Genomic DNA, 15,100 nt, shown 5'->3' on the forward strand with positions numbered 1-15,100 from the left:
TTTTAAATAGATGCAATAATGTTTTTGCCTGCTTTAACTTTGTCTCCCACCTTAACATTAATTTTGAAAAAGGAAGGTAAACATATATCAACCCTGGAACTAAATTTAATCATACCGAATCTTTCGCCTTTATTGAGACTGTCTCCTTCCTTAATCCAGCAGACAACTCTCCTTGCAACAAAACCAGCAACTTGTCTTACAACTATATTGCCGTGTTGAGTTTGAATAGTTATTTTTATATTTTCATTTTCTCTGTAAGCTTTTTCTTTAAATGCTGAAAAAAATTTTCCGGGTGTGTAAACCACTTCTTTAACAATTCCATCAAAGGGTGCTCTATTTACATGCACATCAAAGGGAGACATGAAAATACTTATTTCAGTATGACCTTTATCGCAAAAACTCTCTCCATGTTGTTTTATTGATATTACTTTTCCATCTGCTGGAGAAACCACTACATTTGGGTCCGCAGGTGGTGTCCTTTCCGGATCACGGAAAAAATAAAGAAAGAATAGGCTGAGAATCGCAAAAGCAATTGCTACAGGCTCAAGCCATAATAAGTAGAAAAAGGAGCTTAAAAATAAAGCTCCTCCTATATAAGGTAATCCTTCTTTTCTAATCATGCTTTAGATTTATCCACAAGCTTTGAACTTTTAAGCCACGGCATCATGGCTCTTAGCTTTTCTCCTACTTTTTCAATTGGATGTTCCTCCCCTTGCTTTGTAAGAGCATTGAAGGTTGGTTTTCCTACTTTGCATTCAAGAATCCATTCTTTGGCAAATTGACCGCTTTGGATTTCATTAAGAATTTTTTTCATTTCAGCCTTTACAGAGCTATTAATGACTCTTGGACCTCTTGTAAGGTCTCCGTATTGAGCAGTATTACTAATTGAATAACGCATAGTAGAAATTCCACCTTCATATATAAGGTCAGCAATTAATTTTACTTCATGGAGACACTCAAAATAAGCAAGCTCTGGTGGATATCCTGCCTCAACCAGTGTTTCATAAGCTGCTGTGATAAGAGCTGTTAATCCACCGCAAAGAACAACTTGCTCGCCAAAAAGGTCTGTTTCTGTCTCATCTTTAAATGTTGTCTCAATAATTCCTGCTCTACCACCACCAATTCCTACTGCATAGGCAAGGGCAACATCTTTGGTTATGCCTGATGGATCCTGATGAACTGCCATTAGACAAGGAACTCCCATACCTTTTAGATATTCACTTCTTACAAGATGTCCTGGTCCTTTTGGTGCAACCATGAATATATTGATATCTGAAGAAGGCACAATCTGTCCAAAATGAATATTAAATCCATGAGCAAAAGCAAGAAAAGCGCCTTTTTTTATATTCGGCTCTATCTCATTTTTATACAAATCTGCCTGAAGTTCATCTGGCGTAAGAATCATTATGATATCTGCCATTTTTGAAGCATCAGCAACTGTCATTACTGTAAGCCCTGCATTTTCAGCCTTTTCCCAGCTTTTTCCTTTTCTCACGCCTACTATAACATCAAAACCGCTGTCTTTAAGATTATTAGCATGGGCATGGCCTTGACTGCCGTAACCGATTATTGCAATTTTTTTGCCCTTAAGAATATCAGTATTTACATCAGTATCGTAATAAATTTTCATCCTTACACCTCCGAGAAATTGTTATAAAATTTTTAGAATTATAACACATACATTATATAGTTTTCACTTTATTAAGCATTAGAAGCTTTAAATTTGAATTTTAAAAAAATATTGTGGTATTCTTTTATTTATGTCTCAGGATTACAAAGATACCCTTAACTTACCTCAGACAGGATTTCCTATGAAGGCAAATCTTGCTGAAAGGGAACCTGCTATTTTGAAGTTCTGGAAAGAACACAGGGTATATGAAAATCTTGAGAACAAGAATAAATCTCTTGGTGGGAAATGCTTTATACTTCACGATGGACCGCCCTATGCTAACGGACATATACATATTGGTCATGCTTTGAATAAAATTCTCAAAGATATAATTGTTAAATACCATTCAATGCTTGGTCAATACAGCCCCTTTGTTCCAGGCTGGGATTGTCATGGTCTTCCTATTGAGCTACAGGTAGATAAATCACTCGGTAAAGAAAAAGAAAATATTGATATTTTTAAGAAAAGACAACTCTGTAGAGAATATGCAGAAAAATTTATCAATATTCAAAGAGATGAGTTTATTCGTCTGGGAGTCTTTGGTTACTGGGATGAGCCATATATTACAATGTCTAATGAATACGAAGCTACAATAGTAAAAGAATTTTTGAGTTTTGTTAAAAATGGTTATGTTTATCGTGGCAAAAAGCCTGTTTACTGGTGTCCTTCATGTGTAACAGCCTTAGCTGATGCAGAAGTTGAGTATGCTGATAAGGAATCTCCTTCAATATTTGTTGCCTTTGAAGTAATTGATAGAGATAGATTTTCTGTTAAAAATGAACCTTTATATATTGTTATATGGACAACAACTCCCTGGACATTACCTGCAAATTTAGCATTAGCTGTTCATCCAGATTTTGATTATGTCGGAGTTAAAAGTTCAAAGGGAATACTTGTAATAGTTAAGGAAGCAATTAAAAACTTAAAAGACAAAATTGATATTGATGAAACACCATTGTTTGAGATCAAAGGTTCAAAACTTGAAGGCATAAAAGCTAAACATCCATTTATTGACAGAGTATCAAAAGTCGTGGTTGCTGATTTTGTTGAAACAGGTGAAGGTACAGGAGTAGTCCATATAGCACCTGGACATGGAGATGAAGACTATGAGGTTGGATTAAAATATGGTTTTGATATTTATGCACCTGTTGATGATAAAGGCAGATTTACAGAGGATGTTCCTTATTTTGCGGGAGAAAATGTTTTTAAAGCAAATAAAGCAATAATAGAGCATATGAAAGAAAATGGCTCATTAATCTGGGAAGGGAAAATTACCCATTCTTATCCGCATTGCTGGAGATGTAAAAAACCTATAATTTTCAGAGCAACAACTCAGTGGTTTATTTCAATGAGTCATAAAGACCTTCGCCATCGTGCTCTTCAGGAAATAGATAAAGTAAGATGGATTCCTTCATGGGGGAGAGAGAGAATTTACTCAATGGTGGAGAGAAGACCTGATTGGTGTCTCTCCCGTCAGAGAGCATGGGGAGTGCCGATTACTTTATTTGTTTGTAAAAAATGTGGAAGTATAATTAAAGAGGAAGAACTTTTTGATAAAATATATGCTTTTGTTGAAAAAGAAGGTTCTGATGTATGGTTTAAACTAAATCTTCATGATTTACTTCCTGATTACTCATGCCCAGAGTGTGGTTCAAGGGATTTTGATAAAGAAAAAGATATTCTTGATGTATGGTTTGATTCAGGGGTAAGCCATGCAGCAGTTCTTGAGAGAGACCCGAGACTTAGTTGGCCTGCTGACATGTATCTTGAAGGAAGTGATCAGCACAGGGGATGGTTTCAAAGTTCTTTAATAGCTTCTCTTGGTAATAAAGGAAAAGCTCCCTACAAAATTGTTCTTACTCATGGATTTACAGTTGATGGGCAAGGAAGAAAAATGTCAAAATCTCTTGGGAATGTAATATCTCCACAGGAAATTATAAAATCCAACGGAGCTGATATTGTAAGACTTTGGGTTTCAGCAGAAGATTACAGAGATGATATAAAGCTTTCACAGGAAATTTTGCAAAGGCTTACAGAGGCTTATAGAAAGATAAGAAATACTTTAAGATATCTGCTTGGTAATATTTATGATTATGATGCTAAAGACTACACAGACCAACTTCTGGAGATAGACAGATGGGCAATGATGCGACTTCAAAAATTAATTGGGAAAGTAAGGCTTGCATATGAAAATTTTGAATTTCATCAAGTCTTTCATGCGATATATAACTTTTGCGTTACTGACATGAGTGCCTTTTATCTTGATATTTTAAAAGACAGACTTTATACATTTAAATCTGACTCACCAGAAAGAAGAGCAGCACAATGGGTTTTATATAATATTGCTGATTCTTTAATTAAGTTAATCGCTCCAATTCTTTCATTTACAGCAGAGGAGGCATGGCAACATCTTCCATTTAAGAAAACTGAAAGCGTATTCTTAGATAGGATGCCAGAGATAGAAGAAAGTTTTATAGATGAAGAACTACAGTTAAAATGGGAAAAATTGATTGAGATAAGGGATGAAGTTAATAAAGCTCTTGAGATTAAAAGGCAGGAAAAATTCATAGGAAACTCCCTTGAAGCAAAAGTAATACTTTCCGTTAATCCGGAATTGAAGAAATTTTTAAGCCCCTATTATGATTTCCTACCAACGCTTTTTATTGTTTCTCAGGTAAAATTGAGTGATTTAGAATCTAAGGATACTGAATTTACTGTTACTATAGATAAAGCTGAAGGGCAGAAATGTCAAAGATGTTGGAATTACTCTCCAATGGTTGGAAAACTTGAAATTCCTGATTTATGCCCGCGATGTTATCATGTCATTAAAGCTTTATAAAACTTCTATATCAATTTTTCTAATTCTTTTGATTGACCAGATTACAAAATATCTTGCTATTAAATTTCTATCTCCTGATGGAATAGTGAAGCTATTACCTTTTTTAAATTTAGTTTATGTTGAAAATACAGGCACTGCTTTTGGAATGTTTAAATTTCTCGGTTCAGGATTTTTTATAATTATAGCTTTAGTAGTTACAGGGTTTCTTGTTTATATGTATTTCAAAGACACTCAAAACTGGTTTATTTATTCTCTTATAATTGCAGGAGCATTAGGGAATATCATTGATAGGCTGATTTATGGGTATGTTATAGATTTTATAGACCTTCATCTGAAAAATCTTCACTGGCCAGCCTTTAATGTAGCTGATTCAGCTATAAGTATAGGAATTGTTCTTTTTGTCTATAAGAACTTAAAAAAATGAAAATTTTTACTTACTCTGAAAAGGAAACAAAAATTTTAGGAAAAATGATAGGAAGTTTTGTGCAAAAACAAGGAATTAATGTTATAGCTCTTTACGGAGAGATGGGAACAGGGAAAACTGTTTTGACAAAAGGAATTGCTTCAGCATTTGGCATAGAGGAGAAAGATATAGCAAGCTCAAGTTTTGTAATAGTATCTCATTATCCAGAAGCTAATTTTTATCATATTGACCTTTACAGGCTTGATAATGTAAAAGAAGAAGATATTGATTTATGGGAGTATTTTGAACTCGGCACGTGCGTTATAGAATGGGCTCAAAGCATTAATGAGTTGCCTGAAAATGCATTAAAGATTACAATAGATTTAGTTGATGAAACAACAAGAGTTTTTGAGATGGAGATTTAAATGTTTAAGAAACTCTCAATTCTTTATAAGGAAAATGACAATTCAGCTCTGGAAACAGCCATTAAAGTTCAGGATTGGCTGAAAAATAAAGGCACTGAATGCATAGTTTTTCACTCTGTAGGAATCTTTTCCAGTTTTAATCATTCTGAAATAATGGCAATCCAAAATTCTGATGCGGTAGTAGTTCTTGGAGGAGATGGGACCATGTTATCTGCCTCCAGACTCATTGGTGGAAAAAAAATTCCAATAATCGGAATAAACATGGGAAAGCTTGGATTTATCACAGAGATTCCAAAAAGTGATTTATTTGATAGCTTAGAACAAATATTTTCAGGTCATTATGAAATAGAAGAAAGAAGCATGATAAATGCTCAGATTTTCAGAGATGAACAGGTAATAAATGAATATCTTGGACTTAATGACCTTGTAATCGGGAAAGGTATAATGGCAAAGATTTCAGATTTTGGTTTAATTATAAACGATGTTTATGTATCAACAATAAAGGCTGATGGTATAATAGTATCTACGCCAACTGGTTCAACAGCTTACAATCTTTCAGCAGGAGGACCTATATTGTATCCAACATTAAAGGGATTAGTATTTACAACGATATGTCCTCATACTCTCAGTGTCAGGCCTTTGGTTCTCCCTGACCATTTTACAATTGATATAATTATATCATCACATGTCAGAGATATATTTTTGACAATAGATGGGCAAATCGGACTTCCTTTACAGAAAAATGATAGGGTTAGATGTAGAATAGCTAATGAAAAAACCTATCTTATCGCACCTTTAGGTAGAGATTATTTCAGAGTTCTAAGAGAGAAGCTAAGATGGGGAGAGAGATAAATAATATAGTTGAGATTCTGAATTTTTATAAAACTCTTGGATTTAATGAGTTGCCTCAGGGGTTTATTCAGTCATTATTTGGGCAAAACTGTGTATCTGCTTCACCTTTGCATTATAATGAGTCCTCTAAAAACGTGAAGTCACTTATGGAGATTTTGAATGAAGAAATTAAGAAATGTAAAAAATGTCCATTGAGTAACTCAAGAAAAAATCCTGTATGCGGAGAAGGTAATATTAATGCAAAACTTATGTTTGTTGGTGAAGCCCCAGGGGTTGATGAGGATTTACAAGGAAGACCTTTTGTTGGTGAAGCAGGGAAACTTTTAACAAGCCTTATAGAGAAGATGGGTTTTAAGAGAGAAGATGTTTATATAACTAATACTGTTAAATGTCATCCTCCAATGAATAGAGATCCTTTTGAAAGTGAAATATCTACATGCTTTGATTATCTAAAAAGAGAGATAGAGATAATATCTCCTCAAGTTATTATCAGTCTTGGTAAAGTGGCAACCTATACATTAATGGGCATGAATGGGAAGCTTAAAGATTTACATATATCTAAACTACGAGGCAAGGTATTCCCCTACAATCAAATTCCTGTTATTCCTACATTTCATCCAGCTTATTTGCTTAGAAACAAAAAAGATAAATGGCTTACATGGGAAGATGCGCAGGAAGCTTTAAGGAGGCTTAGATGAAGGTTCTATGGGCGCCATGGAGAATTGAATACATATTGGGGCATAAAGAAAAAGGATGTATATTCTGTGACAAACCAAAAGAAGACAAAGACAGGGATAATTTAATTCTTTACAGAGGCAAACTTTCCTTTATTATTATGAATAAATATCCTTACAGTTCAGGACATCTTATGGTTGTTCCTTACAGACATGTGCATAGCCTTGAAGAACTAAAAGTAGAAGAACTTACAGAATGTATGGTTCTTACTGTTAAATGCTTGAAATGTTTGAAAAAGGTGCTTCATCCAGATGGATTTAATATAGGACTTAATATAGGAGTGGTTGCTTCTGCAAGTATTGATGAACATCTTCACTGGCACATTGTACCAAGATGGGCAGGAGATGTGGGATTTATGACCATACTTGAGGATGTGCGAGTAGTTCCAGAGCATATCCTTGTAACTTATGATAAACTCTATCCATGTTTTAAGGGGGAAGGATAATGGAAATAGAAGACAAAATAAGGAAAGCTTATGAAGAATCAGTCAGGGTTAAAGAGCAATTTTTTAGAGAAAATATTAGTTTAATTAAAGAAGTTGCTGAGATTATTGCAAAGTCTCTTAATGAAGGTGGTAAAATTTTGATTTTTGGAAATGGCGGTAGTGCTACAGATGCATCTCATATAGCAGCAGAGTTTGTTAATAGATTTAAAAGAGAAAGACCTGGATTGCCTGCAATTGCTTTAAATACAGATATGGCTGTGCTTACAGCAATAGCAAATGATTATGACTATTCTGAGATTTTTGCAAAGCAGGTTAAAGCATTGGGAGAATCTGGAGATATTGTAATCGGAATTAGCACATCTGGTTCATCAAGAAATGTTATTAAGGCAATTGAGGTAGCTAAAAAAAGAGGGCTTAAATCTATAGCATTTACCAGTAAAAAGGGTGAAAAATTAATTTCAAAAGTTGACTATGCATTTGCAGTTCCATCAGAGGATACTCCAAGAATTCAGGAAACTCATATTACACTTGGACATATTTTATGTGAACTTGTGGAAGATATACTATTTGAGATTCCAGCAGCTAAAAAGAAACTCAAACAATGACAGTTATAGGCATTGACCCAGGTAGCAGACATTTTGGATATGGAATTGTAGATGCTAAACAGATGAAATTAATCCATGCTAATACGATTAATCTTTCCCATGATATCAGTCTGCCTTATAGACTCAAATCTATTTATGAAATTCTTTTGAGCATGGTTGAAAAGTATTCTCCTGATGAAATGGCAGTAGAAAAAATATTTGTTGGCAAAAAGATTACTTCTTCATTTGTTCTTGGATATGCAAGAGCAATAGCTTTTTTAGTGGCAGCTCAAAAAGAGATTCCTGTTTATGAATATAGTTCTACTGAAATAAAAAAAGCACTAACAGGCTATGGAAGAGCGCATAAGGTTCAAGTTAAAAGCATGGTTTATAATTTTTTACATATTGATAAAAAGATTTCCTATGACTGTGCAGACGCTTTAGCTGTTGCTATATGCCATATCAATTCAAAGACAAATTTTATGTAAAGAGAAATTAATTTTCGGATATAGATACAGATTCCCCTTTAAGCTTGACTTTAAGTTCAATAGGTGGGTATCATTTTTTATGGATAATGTTGCATTTATATATGATGATATATTTTTAAAACATGAAACACCAGAAGGTCATCCTGAGTCAAAGGAAAGGCTAATAGCCATTGTAAACCACCTTAAAAATAAAGAAATCTGGAGAAAACTTCTGCATATTAAGCCAAGAAAGGCAACAGAAAAAGAATTGGCACTGGTCCATGAGCCTCATTATATTGATAAAATTAAAAATTCTCCTGCTGGATATATAGAGCCAGATACATATCTTAGTGAACATTCTTATGAGGTAGCATGTTATGCTGTAGGTGCTGTTCTTCAAGCAGTGGATGGAGTTTTAAATAAAGATTTTGATGGAGTTTTCTGCGCAGTTAGACCTCCTGGACATCATGCTGAAATAGACAGTGCTATGGGATTTTGTATTTTTAATAATATTGCTGTTGGTGCTGCCTATGCAAAAACAAAGGGATTTAAAAAGATTTTTATCGTTGACATTGATGTGCATCACGGAAATGGAACTCAACATATATTTGAGGATGATTGTTCTGTTTTTTATTTTAGCTCTCATCAATTCCCATTTTATCCAGGGACGGGTAGAGAACTTGAAATGGGAAGAGGTGCAGGAGAAGGATGTACATATAATGTTCCATTAAGGTCAGGTTCAGGCACAAAGGAATATTTGACAGTTTTTCAGGATATAATGCCTCAGAAAATAAGAGAAGTTAAACCAGAACTTATTCTTGTATCAGCAGGATATGATATGCATAAAGATGACCCCATGAGTTACATAAATGTGACAACAGAGGGGGTAAGAAGCATTATAAGAAGCATTCTCAAGTCTTCCTATGCTCCTAAGATATTCGTTCTTGAAGGCGGATACAATGCTCAGGTTTTAGCTGAATGCGTTGGAGTAACTCTTGAAGAAATGCTGAGTTAACTTTTCCATAAAAATAATCCTGTTTCCTCGTCAAATCCTCTTTCAAAATAATTACCTTCAAATTCTATTATCTCAAACTCAAAAGCAAAAACTTCCGCTTCATAGAGATGTCCACCAATGCATGAGAAATCCTTTTTTGACAGAACAATATGAATATGTGGGAAAGCTTCTCCATCTTTCAGTGAAATATTCCCTTTTAGAGATAGTATCTCCATAGGTTCATTAAAATCATGAGAAATATATTTTTTTTCACTCTGGTCGTAATACCCAATTTTAACTCTTGTTACAGCACCTATTCCGTTTACCAATCCAGCTTTTATAGAATTTTCTTTTAAAAACTTATTGAGTCCAGAGATGATTTCTTCTCCTTTAAAAAGTCTACCCTGAAAAACTTTTTTTACATTGAAATTTTTAATCATTTTTCTTCCTCCTTTTTAGCTTTATGAATACCTATTGCAATATTTAAATCTTTTCCAAGTTTTTTAATATCAGATGCAGTTTTGGCAGTTTGTTCTACAGTAATTGTGATTTCCTTTATTCCCTCTGCTATGCTTCCTATATCCTGTGTTATATGGTCTGTTACTGAAGACATCTCCTCTGTTGCAGATGCTATCTGCTGTATCATTGACTGAAGTTCTTGTGCTTTGCTCAATATCTGCCCAAGTATCTCTGCTGACTTGTTGCTTAGCTCAACTCCACTTGCCACTTTCTTCGTTGCATCTTCCATTGACCCCTCTGCTACATCTACCTCTGTCTGTATCCCTCTTATCATCTCCGCTATCTCATCTGTTGCCTTTGTTGTCCTCTCTGCTAATTTTCTTACTTCATCTGCAACTACTGCAAAGCCTCTTCCTTGCTCTCCTGCCCGAGCTGCTTCTATTGCTGCATTCAATGCAAGTAGATTTGTCTGGTCTGCTATGTCTTTGATCACTGTTACTATCTCTCCTATCTGACGAGAACGGTCTCCTAATACATTGATTACTTCTGAAAGTTTCCCTATTGCTCCTTCAATTACTTTTATCTCTTGTGCTGTGTTCATTGTCATGTCTTTGCCTTCTTTTGCAACACTGGCTGTTGTTACACTTACTTCTGCTATGTTTGATGCATTCTTTGCTATGTCTACTACTGTCTGGCTCATTTCTTCTGCTGCAGAGGCTATCTGGCTTGCTCTTTCTGTCTGGGATTTGAGGTTTCTTGATATTTCTTCTGTTGTTGCTGAAAGTTCTTCAGAAGATGATGCAAGAGAGTCAGATATGAGTTTTGAGTCAGCAAAAAATTTTCTTCGTTTTAAAATAATTTCATGTAAAATTTGGGATGCCTCACCAAGTTCGTCTTTAGTATATACATTAATGTCTACTGTGAAATCTCCTTTATTCAGGGTATTAAGCACTGACTTAAGTTCTTTTGCTGATTTTCTTATAGATTTTGAAATAGATAAGGCTATCGGAAATCCTGTTAATATCCCAAAGAAAGCAATAGAAGTAGTTATAATGGAGATTGTTCGGATTGTTTGAAAAGTGTCAGAATCTTTGAATGACTGAATTTGAATAAGAAGTAATACCATCAAAATTATAATAAATACAAGAGGAAAAATGAACATTCCAAATCCTATGCTAAGTTTTTTACCAATGCTAAGATTTGTGAACATATATTCCCCTCCGTTGTCTATATATGTACAATTTGTATTTTAATTTTATTTTTTAAGCCTCTCTGCAAGAACTTGAAGGGAATGTTTTACTTCAATTGGGAGTCCTTCCTTGTCAACTCCACCTCTAATCTGCATTACACACCCGGGACAGTCTGTGCATACAAGTTTTGTTTCAGTTTTTATGATATTATCAAGCTTTCTTCTAAGTATATTTCCTGAAATCTCTGGGAATTTCAGGGAGTAAGAGCCGCCCATACCACAGCATGTATCTGATTCAAACATCTCAATAAGTTTCATTCCTGAAGATTCAAGACTTTCTCTTGGCTCTTTATAGATACCAAGACTTCTTATAAGATGGCAAGGATCATGATAAGTAAATGCAGTTTCAGGAAGTTTATCAAACTTAATTTTATCTTCCTTTATTAGTTTATTGATTAATTCTGAAGCATCCAATACTTTTTCTGCCAGTCTTTGAGCTGAGTTTATTAAGTCCTCTCCATAGTTTTGTTCTTTTAAATCTTTAACAAACTGTTTTTTAAGAGCTACGGTGCATGTTGGACATGCTGAGACAATATAGTCTGCATCAACACTAAGAAGTGCTTCAATATTTTGCTTAGAGTTATTAGCTGCTACATCCATTACTCCTGAGTATCTTGCAGGTGCGCCACAGCATGTTTGCTCTTCAGGGAAAAGCACTTCTATGTTTGCAGCATTAAGTAGTTTAACAAGAGCTTCACCTATTTCAGGATAAGCAAAATCAATAAGACAGCCTGCAAAAAAGACAGCTTTTTTGTTAGATTTAGGTTGTTTAATTTTTTTAAATCTGTCCCTGAATGGAACATCTGCAATCGCTGGGAGGCTGCGTTCAGTTGTTAATTCTGAAAGGAAGAAGGGCAGATGCCTTATAAAGCCTTGTTTTTCAAAAGGCTTTTGAAGTTTTGAAGCAGCTCTCAAAATTGAATGAAAAAGTTTTCTGTTGTTTACTACAGAGTATATTGCTTTAGTTTTAAAATTAAGTCCTTCTTCTTTGGCTAATCTTTTTCTTATCTCTAATATTAATTCAGGAATATCTATTTTACCTGGACATACTCTGACACAGTTTCCGCATTGAATACAGAGTCCTTGAATATCCTTTGAAGCTTTAAGCCCCTCTGTCCATGCTGTAAGAATAGTTCCGATTCCTCCAGTATAAACTTTACCAAAAACATGTCCACCAATGAGTCTGAATACAGGACATACATTCAAACATGAAGCACAGCGGATGCATTGCAGGCTTTGTTTAAAAATCGGGTCTTTTGCTATTACACTGCGGTTATTGTCAAATAATATTATATGAAATTCTTTTTGAGAACCATCTATATGCCTGTAGGGTTTCGTTACAAAAGATATATAACTTGTTATAAGTTGGGCTGTTGCGCTTCTTGGAAGAGCTTTTATAATTGGGAATATATCTTCCATCTTAGCAACAAGTTTTTCAACTCCAACAACAGCAACATGAATTTTGGGTAATGCCATTGTTAATCTGGCATTTCCTTCATTTGTAAATATAACAAGTGTTCCAGTTTCTGCAATAGCTATATTTGCTCCTGTAATACCCATATCTGCTGCAAGAAACTTTCTTCTTAAATGTTTTCTTGCAAACTTAACCATTCTGGCAATGTCTGGTTCAACAGGTTCAACTTTTTTCGTAAAAACATCTGAGACATCATATCTTGTTAAATGTATTGCTGGTAGCACCATATGTGAAGGCCTTTGCCCAGCGAGCTGAATTATCCATTCTCCAAGGTCTGTTTCATTAACTTCAATGCCGTGTTCCTTGAGATATTTATTTAAATGAATTTCTTCTGTTGCCATTGATTTAGATTTAACAATGCTTTTTACATTATTTTTCTTTGCAAGTTCAATAATGTAGTTTCTTACCTCATCAGGACTTTTTGTATAAAAAACCTTTGCTCCATTTTCTGTTGCTGAATTAATAAAAGTTTGAATAAGTTCATCAAGGTGCTCAGCTACATAGGATTTAATTGATGCAATCTTTTCTCTTAATTCTTCAAAATTAAGTCCTTCATAGGCTTTCTGCCTGCTTACAGCATAGGCTTCCGAAAATCTTGTTAATGCTCCAGAAAGATTGGCATTCTGTAAAGCTTTTTTAATTTCTTCTCTAATCATCTATAGCCTCCTAAAAATCATCCACACAAAGAATAATAACCCTTTCTGGTCCGTGAACTCCGATTGTAAGAACTCTTTCTATATCAGCTGTTCGGCTTGGTCCACTTATTATTGTCATATATGGAATCTTTTTTATATCTACCTGTTTCATTACTGATTCTATATCAGGTAAAATTTTTTTTATGGGAAGAATTGCTATATGAATTTCTGGTAAAATGGAGCAAAGTCTTTTAAAAATTATTTCAGCTATTTCAACAAGACTTCCAGTTTCGGCAATGCCGAAATCAACTTGATTTATACCTATTTTGGCTGAAGAGGCAGAATTAAGGTCTATATTAAACTCAATCTGGGGCAACTCTTTTTGCAGTGCGTCTTTATCTATTCCTTCAAGAAAGATTGAATCACACCATACAACCTCTTTAGAAATAGCTTTGGAAGTATTTTGTTTAATAAAATCCTTTATAAATTCAAGTGCCTCTGCTTTACTGTTAAAAAAGTGTACTTCTGCATTTATTGCTTCTGCCTTTTGTTTAAATTTTTCAAACATTTTCTTTCTCCTCAGCTTTATAAGATTGTGCCAATAAACTTACAGTATGTGTAACATTACATTGTCCGTCAAATCTGTGCATGCTTTCAAAAATCTCCATCATGCAGGCGGGACAGCCTGTGCAAACAGTATCTGCTCCTGTTGCTTTTATGTCTTCAGCCTTTGCCTTTGCTATTTTAATAGAGGTATCTGCATGAGTTAGGTGATAGCTTCCACCACTACCACAGCAGGCATCGGGTTTTTTCATTTCTATGAGAGTAAGTCCAGGAATCATTTTAAGAAGTTGTCTTGGCTCATTAAATACCTTCATGGATTTTTTAAGATGACAGGAATCATGATATGTAACCTTAAGCTCAACTTTTCCCTTTGGTGGCTCAAGATTAATAACTTTTAAAAGAAATGTGGATATATCATAAACTCTTTCAGCCCATTTTTTTGCCTTTTCTACATGCTCTGTTCCCTCAAGAATTAGGGGATATTCATGTTTTAAGGCGCTTCCACAGGAACCACAAACAGTGACTATGTATTGAGCATTGGTTTGTTCAAAGATATCAATGTTTTTTCTTGCAAGTTCTCTTGCTGTATCAATATCTCCATGAACCATTACAGGCATTCCACAGCAGTTCTGTTTTTTAGGAGTTATAACTGAGACATTATTTTTATTTAATACATAGAGTAAGTCATCGCCAACTTCTGGATATAGATAATTGACAGAACAACCTGTAAAGAATATTACAGTAGCTTGAGAAGATTTAGCCTCTACAGTCTCATTTACTCTATCTCTAAAGCTTTCCCGAGAAAGTTCCGGCAGAATAAATTGTTCATCAAATCTTGGACTTATTCCTTTGAGAAATCTTTTTGGTGTTCTTATTTTCTCTCCTTCTTCCCTAAGAAATAGTCCTTGCATTGTTGCGAAGGCTTTCATCCCCTTGTCAAAAAGTTCTGGATTCTTTAGAAGTCCGAAGAGGGCTTTTTTAACAAATGGAATGCCCTTTTTCTTTGCTATTGCAGCTCTCAGTCCAAGAATAATTCTATCATAGCGAACTCCGGAAGGGCATGCGAGCATACAGGATTTACAGACAAGACAGTTAAAAATAAGTTTTACAAGAGTTTCATCATCTATATTAATTTCATCAGATAAAACAGCTTCTCCCAAAGCAATTTTACCTCTTGCAACAGAGGATTCCTTTTTTTCTACATTGTAGATAGGGCATGCAGACATGCAGTTTCCGCATTTCATGCATCTAATTAATTCCTTTTTTAAAGTTTCCACATCATCAAATACTGTTTTTGAAATCACTG

The 15,100-nt window shown here is 34.6% G+C and carries 16 protein-coding genes; 9 read left to right on the forward strand and 7 right to left on the reverse strand.

Going from position 1 to position 15,100, the window contains the following annotated elements; translation table 11 throughout:
* Positions 1-2: 2 nt before the first annotated feature.
* Positions 3-620, reverse strand: coding sequence for a phosphatidylserine decarboxylase family protein (locus THEYE_RS03240; protein ID WP_012545974.1), 618 nt, complete (start codon positions 618-620; stop codon positions 3-5).
* Entirely contained in the window at positions 617-1,630 is a 1,014-nt protein-coding gene (gene ilvC / locus THEYE_RS03245) for a ketol-acid reductoisomerase (RefSeq protein WP_012545824.1), read from the reverse strand. Before ilvC ends, THEYE_RS03240 begins: the two co-directional genes overlap by 4 nt.
* Before the next feature lie 130 nt (positions 1,631-1,760).
* Between ilvC and ileS the strand changes: the two genes are divergently transcribed.
* The 9 genes from ileS (at position 1,761) to THEYE_RS03290 (ending at position 9,434) form a co-directional block, all read left to right on the forward strand.
* Complete coding sequence (gene ileS, locus THEYE_RS03250; protein ID WP_012546193.1) at positions 1,761-4,508, forward strand: isoleucine--tRNA ligase; 2,748 nt, start codon at positions 1,761-1,763, stop codon at positions 4,506-4,508.
* The gene (gene lspA / locus THEYE_RS03255) at positions 4,489-4,932 is read left to right on the forward strand and encodes a signal peptidase II (RefSeq protein WP_012546319.1); all 444 of its coding nucleotides are present in this window, start codon (positions 4,489-4,491) and stop codon (positions 4,930-4,932) included. Before ileS ends, lspA begins: the two co-directional genes overlap by 20 nt.
* The gene (gene tsaE, locus THEYE_RS03260; protein WP_012545586.1) at positions 4,929-5,336 is read left to right on the forward strand and encodes a tRNA (adenosine(37)-N6)-threonylcarbamoyltransferase complex ATPase subunit type 1 TsaE; all 408 of its coding nucleotides are present in this window, start codon (positions 4,929-4,931) and stop codon (positions 5,334-5,336) included. Before lspA ends, tsaE begins: the two co-directional genes overlap by 4 nt.
* Entirely contained in the window at positions 5,337-6,188 is an 852-nt protein-coding gene (locus THEYE_RS03265) for an NAD(+)/NADH kinase (protein WP_012546443.1), read from the forward strand.
* Positions 6,173-6,886: a uracil-DNA glycosylase gene (locus tag THEYE_RS03270; RefSeq protein ID WP_012545862.1), complete on the forward strand. Its 714-nt coding sequence runs from the start codon at positions 6,173-6,175 to the stop codon at positions 6,884-6,886. Before THEYE_RS03265 ends, THEYE_RS03270 begins: the two co-directional genes overlap by 16 nt.
* Positions 6,883-7,368: an HIT family protein gene (locus tag THEYE_RS03275; RefSeq protein WP_012546109.1), complete on the forward strand. Its 486-nt coding sequence runs from the start codon at positions 6,883-6,885 to the stop codon at positions 7,366-7,368. Before THEYE_RS03270 ends, THEYE_RS03275 begins: the two co-directional genes overlap by 4 nt.
* Positions 7,368-7,973 carry a D-sedoheptulose-7-phosphate isomerase gene (locus tag THEYE_RS03280; protein ID WP_012546496.1) on the forward strand — a complete coding sequence of 202 codons (606 nt, stop codon included), beginning with the start codon at positions 7,368-7,370 and terminating at the stop codon, positions 7,971-7,973. Before THEYE_RS03275 ends, THEYE_RS03280 begins: the two co-directional genes overlap by 1 nt.
* Positions 7,970-8,440 (forward strand): crossover junction endodeoxyribonuclease RuvC, encoded by a 471-nt coding sequence (ruvC, locus tag THEYE_RS03285; protein ID WP_012545358.1) that lies wholly within the window; start codon positions 7,970-7,972, stop codon positions 8,438-8,440. Before THEYE_RS03280 ends, ruvC begins: the two co-directional genes overlap by 4 nt.
* A gap of 79 nt (positions 8,441-8,519) precedes the next feature.
* Positions 8,520-9,434 (forward strand): histone deacetylase family protein, encoded by a 915-nt coding sequence (locus THEYE_RS03290; protein ID WP_012545634.1) that lies wholly within the window; start codon positions 8,520-8,522, stop codon positions 9,432-9,434.
* Here the strand turns inward: THEYE_RS03290 and THEYE_RS03295 are convergent.
* The 5 genes from THEYE_RS03295 to THEYE_RS03315 are packed head-to-tail and all read right to left on the reverse strand — an operon-like array spanning position 9,431 to position 15,098.
* Positions 9,431-9,853, reverse strand: a complete 423-nt coding sequence (locus THEYE_RS03295; protein WP_012546500.1) for a PPC domain-containing DNA-binding protein — start codon at positions 9,851-9,853, stop codon at positions 9,431-9,433. The two genes, THEYE_RS03290 and THEYE_RS03295, sit on opposite strands and share 4 nt — an antisense overlap.
* Complete coding sequence (locus THEYE_RS03300) at positions 9,850-11,082, reverse strand: methyl-accepting chemotaxis protein (protein WP_012546169.1); 1,233 nt, start codon at positions 11,080-11,082, stop codon at positions 9,850-9,852. The genes THEYE_RS03295 and THEYE_RS03300 overlap by 4 nt, the downstream gene beginning before the upstream one ends.
* 45 nt (positions 11,083-11,127) lie before the next feature.
* The gene (gene ldhH, locus THEYE_RS03305; protein WP_012545063.1) at positions 11,128-13,251 is read right to left on the reverse strand and encodes an L-lactate dehydrogenase (quinone) large subunit LdhH; all 2,124 of its coding nucleotides are present in this window, start codon (positions 13,249-13,251) and stop codon (positions 11,128-11,130) included.
* Between the two features lie 10 nt (positions 13,252-13,261).
* Complete coding sequence (locus tag THEYE_RS03310; protein ID WP_012545973.1) at positions 13,262-13,798, reverse strand: LutC/YkgG family protein; 537 nt, start codon at positions 13,796-13,798, stop codon at positions 13,262-13,264.
* Positions 13,791-15,098, reverse strand: coding sequence for a (Fe-S)-binding protein (locus THEYE_RS03315; RefSeq protein ID WP_239639301.1), 1,308 nt, complete (start codon positions 15,096-15,098; stop codon positions 13,791-13,793). The genes THEYE_RS03310 and THEYE_RS03315 overlap by 8 nt, the downstream gene beginning before the upstream one ends.
* Positions 15,099-15,100: the final 2 nt, after the last annotated feature.

It is taken from the genome of Thermodesulfovibrio yellowstonii DSM 11347, assembly GCF_000020985.1.
GTDB classification, from domain to species: domain Bacteria; phylum Nitrospirota; class Thermodesulfovibrionia; order Thermodesulfovibrionales; family Thermodesulfovibrionaceae; genus Thermodesulfovibrio; species Thermodesulfovibrio yellowstonii.